The organism is Cesiribacter sp. SM1 (assembly GCF_020178975.1).
Classification (GTDB): Bacteria; Bacteroidota; Bacteroidia; order Cytophagales; family Cyclobacteriaceae; genus Cesiribacter.
This window is the reverse complement of the sequence record NZ_JAHXBU010000018.1, coordinates 1-21,263: the sequence shown is the minus strand read 5'-3', so window position 1 is coordinate 21,263 and position 21,263 is coordinate 1. Positions and strand designations below refer to the sequence as shown.

Annotated in this window: 13 protein-coding genes; 6 read left to right on the top strand and 7 right to left on the bottom strand. The window is 43.0% G+C overall.

Going from position 1 to position 21,263, the window contains the following annotated elements; all coding sequences use genetic code 11:
* Window positions 1-135: 135 nt before the first annotated feature.
* Window positions 136-309 carry a PIN domain-containing protein gene (locus tag KWJ01_RS03865; protein WP_255651020.1) on the bottom strand — a complete coding sequence of 58 codons (174 nt, stop codon included), beginning with the start codon at window positions 307-309 and terminating at the stop codon, window positions 136-138.
* A gap of 1,475 nt (window positions 310-1,784) precedes the next feature.
* Here KWJ01_RS03865 and KWJ01_RS03860 point away from each other — a divergent pair.
* Window positions 1,785-3,221 (top strand): replication initiation protein, encoded by a 1,437-nt coding sequence (locus KWJ01_RS03860; protein ID WP_224995109.1) that lies wholly within the window; start codon window positions 1,785-1,787, stop codon window positions 3,219-3,221.
* An 89-nt stretch (window positions 3,222-3,310) separates the two neighbouring features.
* Here KWJ01_RS03860 and KWJ01_RS03855 read toward each other — a convergent pair whose 3' ends face one another.
* The 3 genes from KWJ01_RS03855 to KWJ01_RS03845 form a co-directional block, all read right to left on the bottom strand.
* Complete coding sequence (locus KWJ01_RS03855; protein ID WP_224995108.1) at window positions 3,311-4,165, bottom strand: hypothetical protein; 855 nt, start codon at window positions 4,163-4,165, stop codon at window positions 3,311-3,313.
* Complete coding sequence (locus tag KWJ01_RS03850) at window positions 4,158-4,922, bottom strand: ParA family protein (RefSeq protein ID WP_224995107.1); 765 nt, start codon at window positions 4,920-4,922, stop codon at window positions 4,158-4,160. Before KWJ01_RS03850 ends, KWJ01_RS03855 begins: the two co-directional genes overlap by 8 nt.
* A gap of 3,701 nt (window positions 4,923-8,623) precedes the next feature.
* On the bottom strand, window positions 8,624-9,910 hold the full coding sequence (locus KWJ01_RS03845) for a site-specific integrase (RefSeq protein ID WP_224995106.1): 1,287 nt from the start codon (window positions 9,908-9,910) through the stop codon (window positions 8,624-8,626).
* A 670-nt stretch (window positions 9,911-10,580) separates the two neighbouring features.
* Between KWJ01_RS03845 and KWJ01_RS03840 the strand changes: the two genes are divergently transcribed.
* The 3 genes from KWJ01_RS03840 to KWJ01_RS03830 all read left to right on the top strand — a co-directional run bounded on the left by KWJ01_RS03840 (window position 10,581) and on the right by KWJ01_RS03830 (window position 13,554).
* Window positions 10,581-11,357 (top strand): PhzF family phenazine biosynthesis protein, encoded by a 777-nt coding sequence (locus KWJ01_RS03840; protein ID WP_255651019.1) that lies wholly within the window; start codon window positions 10,581-10,583, stop codon window positions 11,355-11,357.
* 333 nt (window positions 11,358-11,690) lie between these two features.
* Window positions 11,691-12,512, top strand: a complete 822-nt coding sequence (locus KWJ01_RS03835; RefSeq protein ID WP_224995104.1) for a helix-turn-helix domain-containing protein — start codon at window positions 11,691-11,693, stop codon at window positions 12,510-12,512.
* A 748-nt stretch (window positions 12,513-13,260) separates the two neighbouring features.
* Entirely contained in the window at window positions 13,261-13,554 is a 294-nt protein-coding gene (locus tag KWJ01_RS03830; RefSeq protein ID WP_224995103.1) for a hypothetical protein, read from the top strand.
* 717 nt (window positions 13,555-14,271) lie between these two features.
* Here KWJ01_RS03830 and KWJ01_RS03825 read toward each other — a convergent pair.
* From KWJ01_RS03825 to KWJ01_RS03815, 3 genes are all read right to left on the bottom strand, one after another.
* Window positions 14,272-14,601: a DUF2958 domain-containing protein gene (locus KWJ01_RS03825; RefSeq protein WP_224995102.1), complete on the bottom strand. Its 330-nt coding sequence runs from the start codon at window positions 14,599-14,601 to the stop codon at window positions 14,272-14,274.
* Between the two features lie 376 nt (window positions 14,602-14,977).
* On the bottom strand, window positions 14,978-15,466 hold the full coding sequence (locus KWJ01_RS03820) for a RadC family protein (protein WP_224995101.1): 489 nt from the start codon (window positions 15,464-15,466) through the stop codon (window positions 14,978-14,980).
* 346 nt (window positions 15,467-15,812) lie between these two features.
* Window positions 15,813-16,948, bottom strand: a protein-coding gene (locus tag KWJ01_RS03815) for an IS3 family transposase (protein ID WP_224995100.1) whose coding sequence is annotated in 2 segments (ribosomal slippage) — window positions 15,813-16,666 and window positions 16,666-16,948 — 1,137 coding nt in all. Because the reading frame shifts where the segments join, the coding sequence is not laid out codon by codon here.
* A gap of 1,359 nt (window positions 16,949-18,307) precedes the next feature.
* Between KWJ01_RS03815 and KWJ01_RS03810 the strand changes: the two genes are divergently transcribed.
* Complete coding sequence (locus KWJ01_RS03810; protein ID WP_224995099.1) at window positions 18,308-18,607, top strand: chemotaxis protein CheW; 300 nt, start codon at window positions 18,308-18,310, stop codon at window positions 18,605-18,607.
* A gap of 233 nt (window positions 18,608-18,840) precedes the next feature.
* Window positions 18,841-20,490 (top strand): CHASE3 domain-containing protein, encoded by a 1,650-nt coding sequence (locus KWJ01_RS03805; RefSeq protein WP_224995098.1) that lies wholly within the window; start codon window positions 18,841-18,843, stop codon window positions 20,488-20,490.
* Window positions 20,491-21,263 lie beyond the last annotated feature (773 nt).

The following is a 21,263-nucleotide window of genomic DNA, read 5'->3' as shown; positions in this document are numbered from 1 at the left end:
CTCTACTGTCCTACTATCAAAGTGTATCCCCAAAACTTAACGAACCGCTGTATACGAGGCCCGTACGTACAGTGGTGTGAGAGGCGCACCAGTGGGCCTTCAGCTCACTGGCCGTCTACTCGATTGGTGCCAGTGTTATTCTATTTCATATATTATGATTTCCAGCTCGTCTATTTTCCGGAAATCAGTATCGGCAGTCAACAGAGGTAATTTAGAATAATATGCTGAAGCAGCTACTATAGAGTCTGGGAGCTTCAGCTTTGATTCTCTTCTGAATTCGATGGTCAGCTCCTTTATTTCCGGGCTCATTTCAATGATGATGCAGTTCTGGAGAAGCCCTTTGATTAGATTTTCAGAGTCCGGTGTTATTCTAGGAAAGGAAAGTACTCTAGTTCAGTGATGAATGAAATCACAGCGCTTTATCCGTCAGCATCTCAATCACTTCCTGGTCACCCTTTAGAAAGTAGAGCAGGATATTTGTATCTACAAAGAGTCTATTCCCACTCATCCCTCATCTGCTTTTGATATTCCAGTGGGTCAATATCCGTTTGCAGTTTACCAGCATATTTCATGATGTCCAATTTTGGAGCCTTAGAAATAGCCTCGTTTATCTTCTTTTTTATTTCGTCTCTGGGTGTCCCCTTTTTTATCACTGTTACCATAGCGTCACTTCATTACACAATATAACAACTCTGCTGGCATTTTGGTCTCTCTGGCGACCCTTTTCTGCATTGGCACCAACAGCGGGATAATCGCAGAGGTACCTCCCATCCACTGCTCTCCTTCCAACGAATAGCATCCAGGTAAATCTACAGACTTACTGGCTGGTATTTTACTTACAGTACACAGCGGGCTTGTCCTGCAAATAACCAGGCTAAGGTTTCCTTTTGTAAGAAGAATACCAGCCCTTCTGGCACAGAGGAGCTGCCAATGGGGTGGAAAATATCTTACAATAAATCTTCTGCAAGCAGCCAGAAGCATGGAAACTGATCTTCCTTCTTTACCCTCTGCCCCTGGCATGCAGGCACAGGTACTGGCAGTTCATAAAGAAGATAAGAATAGCACCTGATGCTGAGGTTGTTATATAACTACACTCCTATTGTAAGTAAAATACAAGGGAGCAGATAGGAGCAACTGTAAGAAGAATACCAAGGCTAGATACGCGTGGAAGCAGTTTTTAAATTTCGATCAAGCGCTGGCAAGCAGGGCAACAGGCCAGAATTGTAAGAAAATTCCAAGGGGAAGGCTGAAAAAACAGGGGAAAAAGTGTCAAGAAAGAGCTTATTGTAAGTAAAATACCATCGGTGAGGCGCTATCAGACCCATTGTAAGCAAAATACCAGGGAGAAAACACAAAAGCATGGCAAAGATCAGTAAAATACCAGCGACTGTAAGCAAATTCCAAGCTAAAAGTAAGCAAAATACCAGCTATATTGTAAGTAAATTCCAAGTTCATGCAACATCATAAATAGCTGTATTTCAAGTATATAGAAAAATAAAGGCAAATATAAGTCACTATTGTAAGTAAAATCCAAGGCTCCCTATGCATGCATGCTCTATACTAAATAATATGCATGCAGGGAGGTAAATTTCCTTTAAAAACAATTGTAAGAAGCTTTCCAGTAAAACAGCCAGCATGAGTCCATGGATTAAGCAGCGGTTAAATATGCCAGTACAAAGGCCGTATTGTAAGTAAATTACCAGTTTATTGTAAGCAAATTACCAGTTGGAATGCTTGACATTTACAAAAGTAAGGTTATTTAGATAAACGAGTCAGCAAAGCGCATGGGACAGTTAAGTATCTGGAACAGTATTGAGCGGGAAATGACGCTCCCGCACATCTTGGTCGATAAGCCTAATCTTCCGGAGATCTGTATGTGGCGCGCCTTATCTTTTATCCTGACGAAAGATCATTACAATCAGCCCGACCAGTACAAATACAACATCCCCCTTCATGAGCTGACACCCAGTGGTGATTTGCCCCCCTCCCATCGGAAAAGGGAAGCCGAGCGACTCTCCAACCTTATCCAGCAGCTGGTGAAGCATGAAGGTAACTCCGTCAACCTGAACCATGAACAGGCCATGCAATACCTGGGTGACGATTATGCAGGTGGCGTGGCCATTTTTGAACGTTCCGGTACCAGTCCGGATGGCAACGACGTACTGCTGGTCATCACGCGAACCTTTAAACAAATCCTAAGTTACCCCGAGATTGGCTATATCCAGGGGGACTATCAGGAATGCAAGAACTTTCGGCATACCAAGAGTTTTGGATGGTACTGGCGGACAATTTTCCAGGTACTGCGCCTGAAGATCCGTGAAGAAACCATTCTCCTGGATGATTTACATGACTTGTTCAAATCCTCAGCAGCCTACCGGAAAAACTTTGCTCACTTTCGTGTAAACGTGCTGGAAGCTATTGACCAGGACCTGCAGCCCACCCGCGCCGCCTTTACCTATGAACTGATCAAGCAGGGACGTAAGGTTGTGGCCATTAAGTTTTACTATGTACATGCGCCTTTGTTCATTGAGTCTGGAAAAGAAGGAGAAAACGACCTTATTTACCTCGATAAAAGCGGTGATTTAACCAAAGAAGAAGCCTTTCGCCTGCTGCAGGGCATGCTTACCCGCATTAAGGTCTCTATCAATCATGGGGGGCTCAATGCCATTCATAAGCATGTAGTGGAAAATCCTGTTACCTGGCGGGTGGTGCTCATGCGCATAGCACTGGCGATACGGGATTTACAGGACCCGGCGAACTTCAAGCGGATCAATAACCCGGCGGGTTTGATTGTTACGATGGCCATGAAATCTAACCTGGATCTTGAAATTGAAGAATACCTGAAGAAGGGTATTTCTACGGATGACATCATCAACAACGACACCAAGAAAGGTAGAATCAACTGCAAGTTTATAGAGCCACAGCCTACACAGGAAACAATCAAGCGGCTAAGTGTCAGAAATGTACTGGAACAACAACTGGCAGACTTTTACTTCGGCGGTGCGGTGGCCTATCGCCTGGAACTGGCCTATCTGAATGAAATGGCAGAGGCCGATTATATTGTAGATGCGGTAAAGCTTTGGGTAGAAGATGCAAGAAAGAGAGATCTGGATGTACAATCCCAGGAAGTCGTGCACGAATGCCTTGAACGGGTGCGCAGCAACTACTACCTGGAGTACCTGAATACCACCCGCCTGGTCCCCTATCGGGGATTTAAATAAGCAGGAATCTATTGTAAGCAAATTACCAGCAGATAAAAAGAAAGCCTTCTCCAACGAGAAGGCTTTCTTTTTGCTGTAGGCAAGCAGTATTATTGTTGCTGGAGCAGTTTTTTCAGCTCACTTACCATGAGCTGCAGTTTGTCTATTTTACCGACATCGCCTGTTTTCGCAATGCTGTTCAGGACCCGCTTAACGTTTCTGATCACTTCAGAAACGGCCTGTTCCCGTTCATCTTTCGGTTGGTCTGACAAGCGGTCCACTGCTTTTTCAAGCTCCAGAAGGGCTTTTACCGTGCTGTCATCTGCAGCAGAGGCAATCTGCTGCAGCTTACCCTTTGGTACCTTTACATCTCCGGAGAGAATCTGCCTTTTGAGGGAAGGATCCTGCCTGCCGATGCGCTCCAGGCCCTGGTAAAGCAATTCATCGCGTTGAATCGTTTTTTGGTTTACCTTGAATTCGTCAGCTATTTTTTCAACAGTTCTACCTGCGGTTTCATCCAGGAAGCGTACCCCTCCCCACCCCTGCTTACTCTGGTTATAGAGCAGACCACGGAAGTAAGACATCTCCAGGTCAGTGAGGTTACGGCGTCCGAGCTGATTTTCCACCATCCACTGTTTAGCCTGGCCGATGTCATCGAAGATTTTGCGGATCCTTTTAAACGACAGTCCATGCTTCAATGCAATGCGGTAGCGGTTGTGGCCGTCGATAAGTATGTCTTTGCCCTCACGGGGCCACACCATCAGGGGCTCGCGGATACCTTCCCGCACGATATTAGTTTCTAACTGATCAAAAGATTCTTTAGAGAGCGGTGTGACAAAGCTTTCAAGCTCAGGGAGGATGATAATTTCAGTGCTGCCTTGGGTAACATTGCCAACAGAAGTCAGAATATCTGTTTTGCTGCTGGCTTTGTCTGGAATATCTATTTGGAAGTTCTTTTTAGCCATGGTATGAGATCACTTCTTTTGCTAAGATTAAGTATTCTTTTGCACTGGAGGAATCAGCACTGTAGCTGATCACATCCAGGTTTTGTCCTGTTGCTTCGACTACGGCAACCCTGTCATGTATCTCTGCCTGCATTACTTTGGTACCGAAACTTTCGCGGATGGCTTTGTTGATCTCTTTTTTAATGACCAGGTTATCCATTTTGTTGATCAGCAGGCGATATCCCTGTAGTTCACGGTTGAGGCGATTTTGCACACCTTCGATTGTTTTGATAACATTGGACAGGTTGTTCAGCGAAAATTTCTCTGCATCCACGACGATAATCACTTCATCGCTAGCCACCAGTGCATTCAGTGCCAGGATGTTTAGAGACGGTGGGCAATCGACAAGAATATAATCATAAAAGCCATCTACATTTTCAACGATTGCTTTCACTTTAAACTGACCATCTGCTTTACCCACCAGGCTATAAACGGCCGTTTCCAGCTCAAGGGCGCTGGGAATAAGGTGGAAGCCCTCCTCTTCTATCCGGATAAGCGGCAGATCCTTAGCGTCATCAGTTTCCAGGAAAGGCAGAATAGAACGCTCCATTTCTTCAAAACCCAGTGACTGGGTTAGGTTTGCCTGGGGATCCATGTCGATCATGAGCACCCGCTTTCCTGATTCGTAAAGAGCTCTGCCAAGGTTAAGAGTTGTTGTAGTTTTACCAACACCACCTTTGTGGTTAAAGAAAGAAAGAACTTTTGAATGTACGGCCATATAAAAACAAGTAGTCAAATTGTCCTTCCGCAATCACGCTAATATTTGGGGACAATGCAAGCAGCAAGTGGACAATTTGTCCACTTGAAAGATTACTTTTACGCTTTAGAATATAAAGAAGCAAGTAGACAATTTGTCTACTTGCATTTGATAGGGGTCAATCCTTCCTAATAGCTGCGCTGGAAATTCTAAGCAAGAGCTGGTAATCAGCTTACAGTCGCAGGTTCAAGAACAGAATACGTGCTTTTTCCAACCTTAGCCCCTATTTCTGTCTGGATGTTCCTACAAAGAAATAAGCTGGAAATGAAGCTTCTACATAGTTAGATAAAAGATAGCTTTTTGCTCACTATCAACTGTCCCTGGCTACACTAGCAGCAAGTAGACAATTTGTCCACTTGCTTAAACGCCACATTATCAGCATTATAAATTAATATGCATGAAAGAAGGTATTGGGAATTTCCTTACAGTTGATGGCAACTATGAGGACTAGGATTCACTACTCTTAATCATGTTTTGTCTCTAAAGCATGTCTGCAATTTTAGCTGTCGAGCAATATATTTTCAAGTAGACAATTTGTCCACTTGAACAGTAGTTTCAGTATTCAAAAAATGTTGTCCCTATGTAGTGCAGAGGTATTGTGGCAGCAGGTACAGTTGCTGCATTATCCATCCTATAGTAGTAAGTGGATTGACATTCCTCCGGGCGCTGCTTCTTTTATTGTTTCAAAATATAAGGGTTACGAATTTACATTCCAATACAGCTGTCTCCTATCGTAGCCATTACAAACTAATGCGAGCAAACACTGCCCCGTCAGACAGGCTTTGATCAACTGGCAATTCGCGTTTTAAAGCAGCTGCCTGTGTAATATGCCAGTTCCCCTATTTGAGGATATGTAGTTGATCTCACTGCACACAAATACGCTTAATTCTGCAGGCTCTTGAAAATATTCCGAAATCATTAAAATAAGGGCTGGAGCAACATAACCCTGATTTTAGCCATGCATGTTACTTATCCCCTGGTGAAGCATTAAAACGATAGTACAAGCGGCATTTATATACCTACATAAGTATCTACAAGAGTTTTATAGTGTTTAATACAAAGTGTATGAATACAGAAGTTGGTTTAAGATCATTGCTGCGCATAGCCGTTGTTAATGCAAACCCCTGGTATCTCGTCTACTATTGTATTTATGCGCTGGAGTATATGTTGAGCCACACATACATAAGCATAAAGTTCTTTTACTGTTCCTACAGATCGGTCTCTCCCTTGCGCCCTGATCTCCTGACATGCCCCCGCGGTTTTAAATGATCGTAAAGATCGTTTCTGTCGCTCTCAACTCAATTAATACAGGTTTCAAAGTTTATTTGATATAAGCTACTGCAGGTACATTTTATGTGATGATGGTTACAGATTCATTTAAAGAAGCAGACAAGATTGGTGTCGAATCTGGAATGAATTTATAAGAAGGCAACGTTCAGAAAGCATTCAGGCAGTTGTATTGTAAGTAAAATACAGGCATGCGAAGATTTACTGACAATAGAATCCGGAGCATAAGCATGAATGGGAAATGAGTAAGACAAGGTAATACACAAGACATTGGCGAGCTCCATCAGGTGAAAATGTTCATGCAGGCGTAGCATCTGTAAATGAGCTGGGAAAGACCTTACAATAGGATTGAAACTACTTACTGCCTGGCTGCAAAGCATGGCTGTTTTAGGTTTGTTCAGAAGCGTGCTGGTAAGGAACTTACAATTGGGGGAATGATAACTGTAACTGCTGGAAAAGTAAGGCTTGTGCTGGTCCATCTAGGGGGGCTGGTAAAGAGCTTACATTACAGCAGGTCCATGGCTGGCTGAAGATCAATAGATCAAAGACCTTCAGCTATAATTCAATACACTTTTGACTAAATGACTTACCTGATAAGCCTACGCATGATGTATTCTTTCTACAGGATGCTATTATGCCTTTGCGCAGCTGGTTACAAAGGAGTGGAGTAACAAGTTTGAATAGTGCCTTACGAATAATACTAGTGTTACTAATGTGATAATGTGTCAGAGGAGTGAAGTATGATGAAACCACAGTGGAGCTGGATGTAAGATGAAGTGTAGGAGTGGGGCAATTAGACAAATTGTCCACTTGAATGATTTGCCTGATCAAGTAGTCAAATTGTCTACTTGACTATACGCTTTAGCAAGTCTGTATCCAATAGCATATGGCTTTGACGAGAATTGTCAGAAGGTGGGAGTGAGTATTGCCTGTTCATCGTAAAAAAGCTTGCCTTATACTATGCCCGCTGGAATCCTGCTATCAGTTTCTATTGATTGTTGATTCTTTATGAGCATGAAAACCATAATGCTTCTGAAAATATGTTTGCCAACATATGGTGGGAGTAGAGGAGATGCCAGCTTTGCTTCACAACATAGCACAGGATGTGAGCATGTATAATGCAGGGGAGGAGGACAGGCGTTCCCTGAATAGTAGGCAGTTTAATCATGAGCCTTCACCCGAAAACTAAATTAGAGGAATATGTTGTATCAGCATTTAAACATCCTGTCGACTGGGTTAAGAGAATGCTTCTCCAGGCAATACTTATTAATTAAGCTATCTTGACCTGTGTTGTGCGTGTAGTGCAGGTTCATCGTGAGTAAGCTTGTTAAGATTCTCTGTTGTCTGTTCTCCTGCTTTTGTAGGGCTTCATTAGAAATGCTCAATGCAAGGACTTATAAAATCATATAGTCCCTGCTGATTATATGGATGCGGGGGTATATCGGGTAGAGGTTTGGCTATTGTATCCAGCCTATTACACAGTGGACTTACCTTACGCAGCCGCAGGTAACTCCCAGGAGCGCTGTCTCATCATTCAGTTGCCTAGACATCCTGTCCGGACTGACTAAATCTGTTACATGGAAAGCGACGAATACAGACGATGACAATTGTACACCAACTCCGGCAATCTTCAGCTGTTACATTATGGTTCTGCATAATAAGCTTTTTATAACCTTAAGAGAAAGACTTAACGCCAGGACATTTGAGGGTCTCATTAATCATAAGGTATTTAAGGCACTCTTAACTCATTGTTTGGCCCACTTCTGATATTTAAGCCTAAGCTGTAAGAGCTACTCCTCAATAAAAATGGAAACCAGCTGGAGGGGACATCGATAGTACTAGGGCAAACCAATACGATAGCAGTTTCGGCATAGGCTGGAGGGGTTAGATAGATTCAAGTAGACAATTTGTCCACTTGAAATAAATGTGTGGTCAAGGGAGACGATAGGGGAGGAGATTGCATAAGTGTGGTTCCAAATGAAGAACCCCGGCCTTGCATAATCGACTTTGATAGACTGCTGAGCAGCAGCACTGCTTCTAGTAAAGTAGTTATACTCAAGGATTAGGGCATTATTGTACCGCGTCCAGACCGGTTGACAAGAGGGATCTTATTCTTTCACAAAAAGCAGTATGATCCAGGAGTATGCTGCGTAAGCTACAGCAAGGCGCTTAATACGAAGATTAAATCAACAAGGATAGATCATGCTGATCAAGTGGACAATTTGTCTACTTGGTTGAATAGAGTTTTATAGTGTTTAATTCACAGTATACAATACCCCCAAAGAGCATGTAGCTGAAGAACCCAGCTTCCGTGACCTATAGTTGTATCCTTTATACAAGATTAAACACTATAAAACTCTAAGTTTAATGGAGGATCACATCAGGGACCGGATGCTCTCCTTCCGCTGGTAGCGCATTTGGGCCATTACCTCTTCTTCGGGGACACCAGCTTTGAGAAGTAAGCGACCGGCAGTTAAACGCAGGCTCTGCAGGTTTGTGTCGGGTTGCTTCAAACCTGCTCTGTTTAAATAGTCGGTGAACTTTTGTTGTAACCTGAAGCGATTATAAGACTCAAAAAGCCGCTGAGAGGGGCGGGTGGAGGGAAGTGAGGAATAATATGACGCCAGCAATTGTTTTGTGGGGCCTAATAGTTTAACCTTTACCAGGGTCTTACCCCTGACACGCTGAGGCAGCATGAGAACGTCCTCTTCCATGAGTACATTCGCCCAGACAAGCCCAAGCACATCATTAAGAGAAAGTCCGCAATAGGCCATCAGGGCAGCAATGAGCCGGTCTTTACCCGGATTGGTGAAAGAAAGAAAATAATCTCTTTCGGCAGCCGTAAAAGTTGCCGTCATCAGTTCCTTTGGCCGCGGGGGATTCGAAACACTAGGGACTGCTTCACCTGGCGAGGCAAGAGCAGGTTGTAGTAATTCACTTAGATCGGACCAGTGCTCCACCTGCCAGTGTACAAAACTGCGTAAAACAGTAACATAGTTCTTTACTGTATCGGTGCTGTAGCGCTTTTGCTTGCCTGCTGGATGCGCGAACAGCAGGTGTTCCCGGAAAGCATCCATTGCTTCCATACTTATAGGAAATAAGTCTCCTGGATTTTGAGGAGTATAAGTGCGGTAGGCCCATTGAAAATACATCTTAAGACCATTATAATAGGTTAGCCTGGAAAAGCCGTAGGGAGCAAGGCGTTCGTTGTGATGGACAAACTGATGGATAAGCTTCAGTAGTGAATGGGGGAGGGGAGTAGCTTCCCGGTCAGCATAAAAATAGGATATCCCCGCCTCCTCACAGAAGCGTACAAACCTATTGACTATGGTAATTAGAGGTTGCTTTTTATCCAGGAGGTACTGTTCTGCTGTGTGACGGGAAATTAAACGTGCCTTATTCTGGGGGCGATCAGGCTGGTGATCCAGAAGATAAAAGCAATACTGCCGGGCCACCCGAACATAATTATTTTCCTTATTGAGGGACTGTTTGAAGGCATCCAGCAGGCTGGCTAAAGTTGGAGGTGTGTTGACTGACATGGATAAATCAGGAATACTCTTTGCCCAAAATTTACCTAATATTCTCCAGGAAAGCATAGAATCCAGGCCATTTTGAGCGATACCTGGCACCAGCAGTAGATTGAAGTGGAGGTTAATCAGCATGATGATCAAAGGTGAATTACTTTCCACACAGAAAACTGTACTAATGTAGATCATGATCGGCTAGAGCATACGGAAGGAAAGAATACAGTGGTAGTGGAACAGAAGGAGGGATTTCGGGTTCTGTTGATGAGGTAAGCCTCCGGCAGAAATTCACCTGGACAAGCTGTCTTTAGTTGATATAGCTTTACAAAGATTAATGTTTCCGGAACACTCTCTCCCCGCACCACAGTTATCATCAATACTGACATCACAATGATGTATGCTAAAGGTGGCCTACATTCATCTTCATAGCGTAAGTGTTGCTAACTGCAGACATCCTTACTAAATTCGGACACAGCAGTGGCAAATGCCAATATAAAACCTGGTATGGATAACATCTAAAGCGAATGAAGAGGAGGGTACAACCATAGATGTGCTTCAACTCAAGGACAGTATAATACCTGTAAACCAGACCTGATTAGCTGAAATTTACGCCCGCTGTTCCATATGCTATTCCACAATACTGCAACAGCAGTATATTAGTACAAAAGAGCAGGTTGTCCCAATATCGTTTGTAGATGTATACATCCATCTTCTTTCAAATGGGGAATGCTTCAAGAAAGGCAAGCATTGCTTTAAAAACATCCCTCAATAGCTGCAGTTGTAGACAGATATGAGCGTAGCGTTAGAATTGTACCAGATAGATGCATTCACAGACAAAGTCTTTGGCGGAAATCCCGCCTGTGTGGTTCCGCTGAAAGAGTGGTTACCTGATGACTTATTGCTTAAAATTGCAAGGGAAAATGCTGTATCGGAAACAGCTTTTTTTGTAGAAAACAAGAATACCCTAGGATTAAGATGGTTTACCCCTGAAATTGAGATGGATTTGTGCGGACATGCTACCCTGGCAACGGCACATGTGCTGAAAACAATTCTTGATTATCCAAGTGATAAGATGATTTTTGAAACCCAGAGTGGTGAATTGATAGTAACAGTAGATAAGGATCTTATTACCATGGATTTTCCTTCCAGGAAACCAGTTCCGGCGGAATTACCAAAACTCATCAGGGAAGCATTAAGCATACAGCCTAGCGATGTCTTGAAGTCCAGGGATTATGTACTGGTTTACCAGCAAGAACAGGACATCAGAAATATTGAAATAGATAAGCATTTATTCGATCAAATTAATCTAGACCCGGGAGGTGTTATCATCACCGCTAGAGGAGAACAATATGATTTTGTGTCCAGGTTTTTTACACCCCAGGCTTCCATACTTGAGGATCCAGTCACAGGCTCTGCTCATTGCTCCTTAATCCCCTATTGGAGTGAACAACTACATAAAAAGGAAATGGTAGCGCTGCAGCTTTCAGAACGACAGGGAAAACTCTTTTGTGCTGACAAGGGTAGGAGGGTACTGATCAGCGGAACGGCTAAGACGTACTTAAAAGGTACTATCATGCTAGATTAGCACCAGTCAGGCATCAAGTTTATTAAACGCTATCTCTTTATGCGGATGTTTAGGGAAGGTTCAGCCACGCTATTCTTTGTAGGTACAATTTGCAGCACAGTGCATATCTCCGGTCGGCATGGCATTACTACAATCTTTCCCTGAAGCTAAACAACAGCGTTAATTTTGATATGACCTGAAATTCAACTTATCAAAAATCATCAACTTCCCGGATTGAAGCGTTAAATAGTAAAACATTTTATGCTAATATTATGAAATGTTCTTCTGCTTGTATATTTCAACAGCAACAATCCTTTGTCTAAGCATCACCCTTTGTTATAAATACCCACAAGAATGAAGAAAAATTCGAGCGATCTATCTAAGGTTAATGATCGTATTAAGTATTTCCAGGATGAGATCCTGAAAGTGAGTGCAAACCGTTTTGCAAAAGAAGTTGGAATTGCATACGGTACTTTACGTAATTTATACGCTGAAGATAAAGCTCCTCGTAAAGGCACCATTCAAAAAATATTAGAGGCTTATGATGGTTTCATCAATCCAGCCTGGCTGCAAAGCGGCAAGGGCCGCCCTACCTTGTCGGCTACCCAGGAACATCCTGCCTTTCAGCTGATGACCAGTGATGAGCACTGGCCAAAAGTGGGTCGCCAGGTGCGTAAGCTGATACGTAAGTCTGAAAAGTCACCTGAAGAAATAGCGCAGGCTACTGGCTTATCGATGTATGCAATGAATAAAACCCTAAGTGGCAAGCAGTCGCCTACCCCACAGTTTATGAGTGTGCTACTATCAGAACTTGGTGTAACGGTAGATCAGCTGGCACAAAAAGCAGGTGTGGCAGTGCCGCAGCAACAAAAAGAAAAAGAGAAGCCGGAGAAAGCTGTAACAAAGGCAGACGAAGAGCAGGTGACAGCCGAAGAGCAGTCGCTGGAGGATGCACAGCCGGAGCAGCAACAGGCAGCCACAGCACAGATAGAGCCCCAACAGCCGCAGCAGGCAACAGCCCCCGTGCCGGTGCAACAGCCACAGACTTACCCGGTGCAGCAACCTTATGCAGCTGCAGTGGATCATGAAGGGGTGCAGGAGCTGCGCATGAAGATTGATTTTCTTACCAACAGAATTAACTATCTGGAAGAACGCCTAAGCCGGCTGGCTAGATAGTTCATCAGTACAGTATCTGTATCTTCAGGAAAGACAAAAGCAGTGATACCGAGAGGTGTTGCTGCTTTTTGGTTTAAGAGCTATTCATTGAAAAGCAACATAACTGTTACGCCAGCACAAGTGCTTTAGTGAAAGTACTTCTCACAAAAGACAGGATCTCAAGCATTATCATAAAAATGGTGTAAAGCGAAACATCTAACTGATTCAGCAGGTAGGGCAGGGGAATACCATTTGATATTTTATTGAAATTCTATTCTTTAAGTTCCAAGCATTCAGCACGCATTTCTCATGCATTACGGGAAGAGACTTTGTTAACAGTTGTAAAACAGTATTGGACATCCAGGTACTATAAGCATCTTGGTGAGCTTTCCTGGCTTCACTTGCATCTCTTTTTATATAACATCATTTTCAACAAACAGGGGTTTTTCTAAATTTCTGTTTCAGTATGTCCAGCATGGAAGCCACTCACAGTTAATGTTGCAAAATTTTAAACCTGTATTACATAAATGATGAGCTACTTAAAGTGATTTTGCTTAAGACTTGACAGCCCACCAAAGCTGTAGAAAATAGAAAGTATTGCATGCATTTCCTTCTGTCTTTCATTGCGATTTCATTCCAGTGTGAAGAGCAATAAAAAGGCATGGAAGGGGGAAGGTTTCAAAACCAATAAAAATTTGCTTAAAAAGTAACTATACCAATAACATAAATTCTATTCTTATGTAACTTGCCGTACACATAAAATTGATCTATGAAGAGATTACCAACAAAGGAAGATTTACAGGAGATGCAAAAAGTAGAAGCTATCCTCTCCAGTCTTACACCAGAAAGAAGTTTTGAGCTCTTCCAAAACAGTAAAGATAAATGCCCTAGTGGTATAACAAAGCAGCTCCTGGTAAACGATGATCTTTATGCAAAGCAGCACCCACAAAGCGGGGACCAGTACTCATTCCTTGTAGAAAAGCAGCTCATGGATGGCATTCAAAAGTATTTCAGGATTATGAAAGGAAATGCTCTTACCAGAAAGAGACAAAAATCAGAATAAGAAATAGATAGCATACCGGGGGCTCAAAAAATATCTGTATATCAATCTGATAGATCATGCCTCATATAAAGCTGCACATTAATAGAGTCTAGCGGGGATCAAAAGCACTAACAGCGACTATCATGCTTCTTTTACTCACGCCATAATACAGTAATAAAAGAGCCGGAGAACTTGCAGCCAGACTAAGGGCTTTTGCTGTTGAAATACTGAACCCATGAAATTACCTGGCCTTACACCTGGAAAAACGGAATGAGAACTTTTACTTTTTGCAGTACATAGACGCCTTCTGTTGGAACAACTTGGGTGAAATTGTTGGTCTGGCTCACTGCGCATCTATAAAAAAAGGGAGCCGTTAAGCTCCCTCTTTCCAATATGGGGCCAGTTCTACACAAGGCTGAAACAGGTAAGGGAATTGTTCCCTCATCTCCAGATGGTACTGCCATGCTTGTTTCAGGGCTGTATGATAAGGGTCAGCTTTTAGTTCCTCTACTGCACAACTGTACTGTCTAGGGCCTGCAACACTTACAGCTACACCCATGAATTCAAATTGTGCCAGGGTATTTGCACGACCCCCTGTCTTCTCCTGTGGACAGCAGGAATAACTAACTCTGACCGGCCACGACCACAACCACAACCTAAAGCAGTAACTTCCCAGAATCGGATAATTTTCTACTGTTCTCATGTGTACTAGTATTAGGTAAAAAAAAGAAGAGCACCTTAAAGCTGCTCTCCGTTATAAAGCCTGTTGAATGCTTCTGCAGCGTTCATCTGCTGAAAGTTTAGATCAAGCTGTATCAGCGGTTGATCACCCACCTTTACACTTTCCAGCTCTGATTTGAGCACACAGCCCAGTTCCCATAGCTTGCCATCAAAGCTGGCAATGCACCAGAGGTAATCTCCCTCTTCCGGATCCTGGTTGATAAGGTACCAGCAACCGGGGCCAAAGGCATTGTAGACTTTGCAGATGACGTCCTGTTGGTCGATCTCGCTTCCCAGATAGGATTGTTCCTGTAGCTTTTCTTCGATTTCTTTTGTTAAAAGTGCCATCAGTTGAATCATTATGTGAAACATTGATTTATTGTGGCAGCGTTTCCATGGGGGTGGCCGGACTAAAGGCAAGGTGGAGATCAAAAAAATTCGGGAGGGTTCCCCCTGGGAGACCCTAATTTTTTTGATACTACCTTGCTGCCCTGCGGGTGGAATTTGGGGCGCCTGTGTCCGGCCACCCCCATACCTTGCTGTTACGATAGATCAATGTTAAACCTGTGCGGGTGTGGGCATACCTTAACCCAAAGAAACATTTGTTTAAAGCATGGTGAGGTGGAGACATACCTGCCTGATGCTCCAGTAAAAGAATACTCACAACCTATCGGGAGATAAAGTGATGACGGAGTGTCTATAGGAAGCATCTATAAAAAAAGGGCTACAGGAGCCCTTCGTCTGCAAAGGAATAGTATCCTTCTGCGGTGATGATCAGGTGATCGAGTACCGGCAGGTCAAGCAGCTTTCCGGCCTCTTTTATTTTTCGGGTGAGCCTGATATCGGCCTCACTAGGTTTAAGATTACCAGAGGGGTGATTATGCACCAGGATCAGGGAAGAAGCTGCTGCTTTCAAAGCATACCCAAAGATCACTTTTGGATCAGCCACCGTTCCCGAAAAGCCACCTTTGGATACTGGGGCTACTCCAATCACTTTGTTTGCCCTGTTCAGGAGCAATGTTTTGAACTCTTCGACAAACTCCAGGTTTCCACTGTCCCAGATCTTAAGCAGCAGTTCATAGCAGCTTTGGGAGGAATCAATCTTGGGTCGCTGACTGGGCTTGATCTTTGGCCGGTAGTAAAGCTGAATTTCAGATACCGTAGAAAAGTCGAGGTTCAACTGGCTGGAGACTATTGCACTGATTTTACGCATGGCAATGAAATTTTGGTGAAACATTTATTTTCATGCTGCCATGCCTGGGTGGAGGGAGTGACTAAAGGCAAGCTGGAGCGGCAAAAAAGTCAGGAGGGTTCCCCTTGGGAGACCTTACTTTTTTGACGTCTAGCTTGGGGCCCTGCGGGAGGATTTTGGGGCGCCTGTGTCGCTCCCTCCACCTAACTTGCAGCTATGATAGATAAATGTTTGGATCCACCTGCAGCAAGGGATGCCCATTTGACTTAATTATTTAGATGGTGTTAGATGCTTGATGTGTGCGTTGTTACACCAGTTTAAAGTGGACCCTTCGCATATGACAGCATTGGGTTAGTTTTAAATTGAATTAAGCAGCCATATTATAGATGCTCTCAGGGGTCTTATAGTCCAGAGACTGATGCAGCCTCTCCTGGTTGTAGAACTGAAAATACTGCTTCAGCCCCTGGTATAGATCCTGACAGGATTCTGGTCTCTGCAGGTAAAGACATTCGTATTTTACGCTTCTCCATAGCCTTTCCACGAAGAGCCTTTCCACGAAGATGTTATCAATAGCCCTGCCTTTACCATCCATACTGATGAGAATATTGTGTTGTTTGAGGATACCTGTAAAGGCATCGCTGGTAAACTGGCTGCCCTGATCAGTATTGAATATCTGTGGAGTTCCTGTTCGAAGAGCTTCCTGCAGTACTCTGCAGCAGAAATCTGTATCCATACTGTTAGACAGGCCCCAGCTGATGACTTTTCGGCTATACAAGTCCACCACAGCCATCAGGTACATGAATCCAGTAGGCATCGGAATATAAGTCAGGTCCGTTGCCCACACCTGGCTCACATGACCGATCTTCAAGTTTCTGAGTAGATAAGGGTAAATCTTGTGGCCCTGCATTGGTTTACTGGTGTTTGGCTTTGGGCCTATAGCCTGTATCCCCATGAGCTGGTAGAGCCTTTGGATGCGCTTACGGTTTACTGCATAGCCCCGCAACTTGAGTTCATGTGTCATTTTACGACTACCATAGAATGGCCACTTCAGATAGAGCCTATCAATTTCCTCCATGAGCCTGAGATTTTCTTCATCAGCTTTGACTGGCTGGTAATAGAACACCGACCTGGACAGGCCCACAAGCTCACATTGCCTGCTAATACTCAGAACTGGATGATCTACTTCAATCATGGTTCTTTTCTCCTCCACAGGCTTTGCTAGACTCTTTTTTTTAGAAAATCTACCTCTACTTTCAGTCTGCCAATCTCTTCGTAGAGCTTACCTGTATCCACAGACTCCTGTTCTTTCTTTTTCCCTTGGCGGTTCCCCGCTGGGATGAAAACACTGGCAGAATTTTGCAGAAACTCCTGCTTCCAGGCTGATATCTGATTTGGATGCAACTCAAACTTCTGAGCCAGCTCTTGAAGGGTCTGCTGCTCTTTTAGCGCCTCAATGGCAACCTTGGCTTTGAACTCAGCCGAAAATGATCTTCTCTTTTGCATAGGATAACAATTTAATAGTTTTTACACTTAAATCGCTGTCCTGTTTTCGGGGTCCATTATAAAGGGCAGCCTTATACCCTAAAATTTTCATTATATAAGATATATCTAAAGCTACATTACATATACATATAATTTGTTAAGCAGGATATTTGTTAAATTATGAATTATACTTATGACCATATATTTATGCATCAAATTATCTATTTTTTTACCATCATTTGAAAAGTGAAAATATAAATCTGTTTAAAGCTAAATTGTAAATTGTTATTTACGATTCATGTTTTATGTTTCACCAAATTTTCACAAGAATCTCTATATCTGATTTTTAAGATAAACAATAAGAAGCCAGAAAATAAGTCTCAGGCAATTTTTGTACAAAATATCAATGTAGCCACTCTGATCTTATGACTAACATTGCTGTATCATTATTTACATGCTGGTAATTAATTTACACACAGTGATTGATGGAAAGAATCTGAACATTTCAATAATCCCAATACATTTACACAATACCAATATTGCAATTGTTGAAACATCAATCATGCAATATTTTTCTGCATTGGAAAAATTGTTCGTTGAATTGACATCTATCACAAAAAGTCTAAACATAGATACTGAAAGCAACCATGAAAATAATATATCAACAATTGCAATAAACAACTTTCGAGTATTGGTATACAGCTTCAGTATAAAGATATCCTCACCCAGAAACTCAAACATATCTTAGAAGCAAAAAATCAAGCTTTGGAACTGGTTCATATACCCCAGTGTAAATCTATACCTCAGCTTGAATGGGAAAATAACTAAATCCTGGTAAAACATGCTACTCTGCTGCACCTTGCTCAGTTAAAGTATATATGGGAAGAATGCATTGCCATCATAACAGCTGTCTTTGGCCTGCTTGGCAGCCTGATTCAAAACCTCAAAGCTTTAGCAGAAATAATCAGCAATTCTTCAAATTGTATTCAAACCGTTAGCAAGTTGACTGGCCTGATAAAAGACATGGAAGCCTACCAGGTGGATACCTCCCTCACGCCAATCAGCATACTCAATAAGGTGATAGCTGAGCAAGATGCCTTTATCAATAGCTTACCCCTTTTCCTAACAGGCAATATTGAATTGGTCAGTCAGTTTATGAAGTAGTAGAAAAATGGATATACCGTTGAAAGTGAACATTTATAGTCAATTCTATCGTGGGCGAGCACCAGGCAGTTCTGAAAGCGCTCGGGAATTTCTACAAAAACCAGGATCTGTTGTCGGGGGCTAGCATATTGGACGATGGCACCGTTGCGCTGGCTATCGGCACCAACAAAATGATAAATATAATTGAAAATGTAGCAACTATATAAAACGAATAATATGGAGAAAGAGGCGGTAAGCAGAGATTCCTATTTGTCTTTTACGCTGGGAGAAGAGCTTTTTGCTATAAGAGTGGCGAAAGTAAAGGAAATACTGGAGCTGGACAAGATTACCAGGGTTCCGCATTCACCCCCCTACATGAAAGGTGTAATCAACCTGAGGGGAGAAGTTTTATCGGTTGTTGATACCCGCATCAGATTTGGGCTTGGTTTGGGTAACACAACGGTAAATACCTGCATCATGGTTTTAAGCCTGGATATTGAGAACGAACAAATTAATGTGGGAGCCCTGGTAGATTAGGTACAGGAGGTATTTGAGATCGAAGCTTCTCACATCCTGGATCCCCCCGGCCTTGGCAATAGATACAAATCTGAGTTCATCACCGGCATGTACAAGCTACATGAGCAATTCATTATGCTCATCGACATGAACAAGGTTTTCTCCTCTGAAGAGCTGATCATTTTGCAGGATACCCACGAAGAAAGAACAGAAATTTAACGGATCAGGAAGATTACTCTAACTTATATAAAGCAATGAAAATACGTACTAAACTATTCCTCGGCAATGGGCTTGTGCTCATAATTATAATTGCACTGGCAGCTGTTTCTTATCGAAGTATCAGTACTCTTATCGAAACCTCAAAATGGGTAGACCACACCCACGAAGTGATAGAAAAATCTAACCATCTGGGAAAGCTCCTGATCGATATGGAAACCGGCCAGCGTGGATTTCTTTTAACTGGAGAGGAAGAGTACCTTGAACCTTATGCAAAGGGCAAAAGGCAGTTCAAGAAAGTTATGCAGGAGGTAAAAACACTGGTGGGCGACAACCCCGAACAGGTTGTCAGGTTTGAAGAGGTTGAAGAACTTGAGGCGCAGTGGCATCAAAAAACCGGTGATGTTGAAATTGCAGCACGGGAGAAAATTAACAGCAATACCGGCACCCATGAAGAAATGATGGCCCTGGTGAACCGGAAAACCGGAAAAAAAACCATGGATGAGCTCAGGGCAAAACTGGATGAAATTGTAAAAGTTGAAAAAGATCTGATGAATGTACGCGCCAAGGCTGCAGAAGAAACGGCGAGCAGCTCCATTTATACCTCATTGATTGGCGCTTCGCTGGGATTTATTATTGGTCTTGTGGTAGCTATCTGGATTGTGTACTCCATTTCGCAATCCCTGAAAAAAGCCAACAATGCCATCAAAGCTGTAGCCGAGGGAGATCTAACGCTAAAAGTTGACAAAATCAATAACGACGAAGTGGGTGAAATGCTTACGCACCTGCAAAGAATGGTAGACAAACTCCACCAAACGCTAATGCAAATCAGCATGGCATCGGCAAGCATTACTTCCGCCAGCCAGCAAATGAATGCTTCCTCACAACAGTTGTCGGAAGGAGCCTCGGAGCAAGCCTCATCGGCAGAAGAAGTATCGGCTTCAATGGAGCAAATGGCGGCGAACATTCAGCAAAGCTCTGATAATGCACAGCAAACCGAAAGAATTTCCCTGAAAGCGGCAGAAGACATTCGGGAAGGCAGCAATGTAGTTAATGTAACAGTAACCTCCATGAAGGAAATTGCGAATAAAATTTCCATTATAGGAGAAATTGCAAGGCAAACCAACCTGCTTGCGCTTAATGCCGCGGTAGAAGCTGCAAGAGCAGGTGAGCATGGCAAAGGCTTTGCCGTAGTAGCATCTGAGGTACGTAAACTGGCCGAAAGAAGCCAGCAGGCCGCAAATGAAATTGATGTACTTTCTAAATCCAGTGTATCCATTTCAGAGAAATCCGGTAAAATACTGGAAAAAATTGTGCCTGACATTCAGACAACATCAAGGCTGGTTCAGGAAATCAGCGCATCGAGCCTTGAGCAGAACTCTGGAGCCGAGCAGGTGAACAGCGCTGTTCAGGAACTCAATAAAATTATACAGAACAATGCTGCCACAGCCGAAGAAATGGCTGCCAGCTCCGAAGAACTCGCCTCACAAGCCACACTTTTAGAGGAAACCATTTCTTTCTTTAAATTAGGTAACATCAGCAGGACTTTATCCAGCAGAATTGCTCCCGCGAAGAATACTGCCCCTGTACATGCAAGAAAAATAAAAAGCAGCGTAGCCAAAGCAAATGGCCTGAATCTCTATATGGATGAAGTGGCAGAAGATGCAGAGTTTGAGCGATTCCGTTAATATGTCCAAAATGGAATGTGCCTGCTGCAAACAGGCACATTCTTATATTATTGACCCATTCTCCCCCTTCATTCAATCTTCATGTAAAAATATTTACTGTTGCGGCGTTTGACATTAATGATGTTTCAAGATATCAAAGCGCAGCAATACGGCTCTCCCTATAGGCTAAAAGCAGAATATACAGGCGATTTTATCAGGAACTTTCGAGGAGGCACAAAGCCGGCCAAAGTTACATAGGCAAAATTGACCTGTCGCTTGCATTCGAAACTGAAAAAGCCGGCTGGTGTATAAGGGGGTAAACTGTTTGTACGTGCCATTAATGCCCACGGAGGTTCTCCCTCGGCAAAGTTTGTAGGCGATATACAGCCGGTTTCCTGCATAGAAGCATCAGGATGAATGAGCTTGTTTGAATTTTGGTATAGCAAGATTTTAGAAAGTTTAACGTGTTGGCAGGCCAGTTCAATATGCATTCTGCCTTTGGGGGCAACCCATCTGCTACTCATTTCCATGATACTTCTTTTGAATAGAAAATTGAAGCTGCCGACTAATCCCTTTAATAAGCCTAAAAGGTTAAGATTTTAATTGGTAGCGCTTCAAAAGAAAGAGCCTGGGACTAATTCCGGCCTTGAATCTACTAAAAACAAAGGTGTCGTAGTCCCAGAGAGTTAAGCCATATTATTTTTTTTTCTGCCATTGGAAAAAATAGCTATTTCGAGCACGGATGGTTTCTTTCTTTTGCTGATATTGATGTTGTATCTGCTCTAGAGTGGGTA

What these genes read in the sequence shown, in the direction of transcription:
- KWJ01_RS03855 (WP_224995108.1), bottom strand. Translation starts at nt 4,165, where the DNA reads ATGGCTAAAAAGAACTTCCAAATAGATATTCCAGACAAAGCCAGCAGC.
- KWJ01_RS03860 (WP_224995109.1), top strand. Translation starts at nt 1,785, where the DNA reads ATGGGACAGTTAAGTATCTGGAACAGTATTGAGCGGGAAATGACGCTC.
- KWJ01_RS03850 (WP_224995107.1), bottom strand. Translation starts at nt 4,922, where the DNA reads ATGGCCGTACATTCAAAAGTTCTTTCTTTCTTTAACCACAAAGGTGGT.
- KWJ01_RS03825 (WP_224995102.1), bottom strand. Translation starts at nt 14,601, where the DNA reads ATGGCACTTTTAACAAAAGAAATCGAAGAAAAGCTACAGGAACAATCC.
- KWJ01_RS03810 (WP_224995099.1), top strand. Translation starts at nt 18,308, where the DNA reads ATGGAGAAAGAGGCGGTAAGCAGAGATTCCTATTTGTCTTTTACGCTG.
- KWJ01_RS03845 (WP_224995106.1), bottom strand. Translation starts at nt 9,910, where the DNA reads ATGCTGATTAACCTCCACTTCAATCTACTGCTGGTGCCAGGTATCGCT.
- KWJ01_RS03865 (WP_255651020.1), bottom strand. Translation starts at nt 309, where the DNA reads ATGAGCCCGGAAATAAAGGAGCTGACCATCGAATTCAGAAGAGAATCA.
- KWJ01_RS03805 (WP_224995098.1), top strand. Translation starts at nt 18,841, where the DNA reads ATGAAAATACGTACTAAACTATTCCTCGGCAATGGGCTTGTGCTCATA.
- KWJ01_RS03835 (WP_224995104.1), top strand. Translation starts at nt 11,691, where the DNA reads ATGAAGAAAAATTCGAGCGATCTATCTAAGGTTAATGATCGTATTAAG.
- KWJ01_RS03820 (WP_224995101.1), bottom strand. Translation starts at nt 15,466, where the DNA reads ATGCGTAAAATCAGTGCAATAGTCTCCAGCCAGTTGAACCTCGACTTT.
- KWJ01_RS03830 (WP_224995103.1), top strand. Translation starts at nt 13,261, where the DNA reads ATGAAGAGATTACCAACAAAGGAAGATTTACAGGAGATGCAAAAAGTA.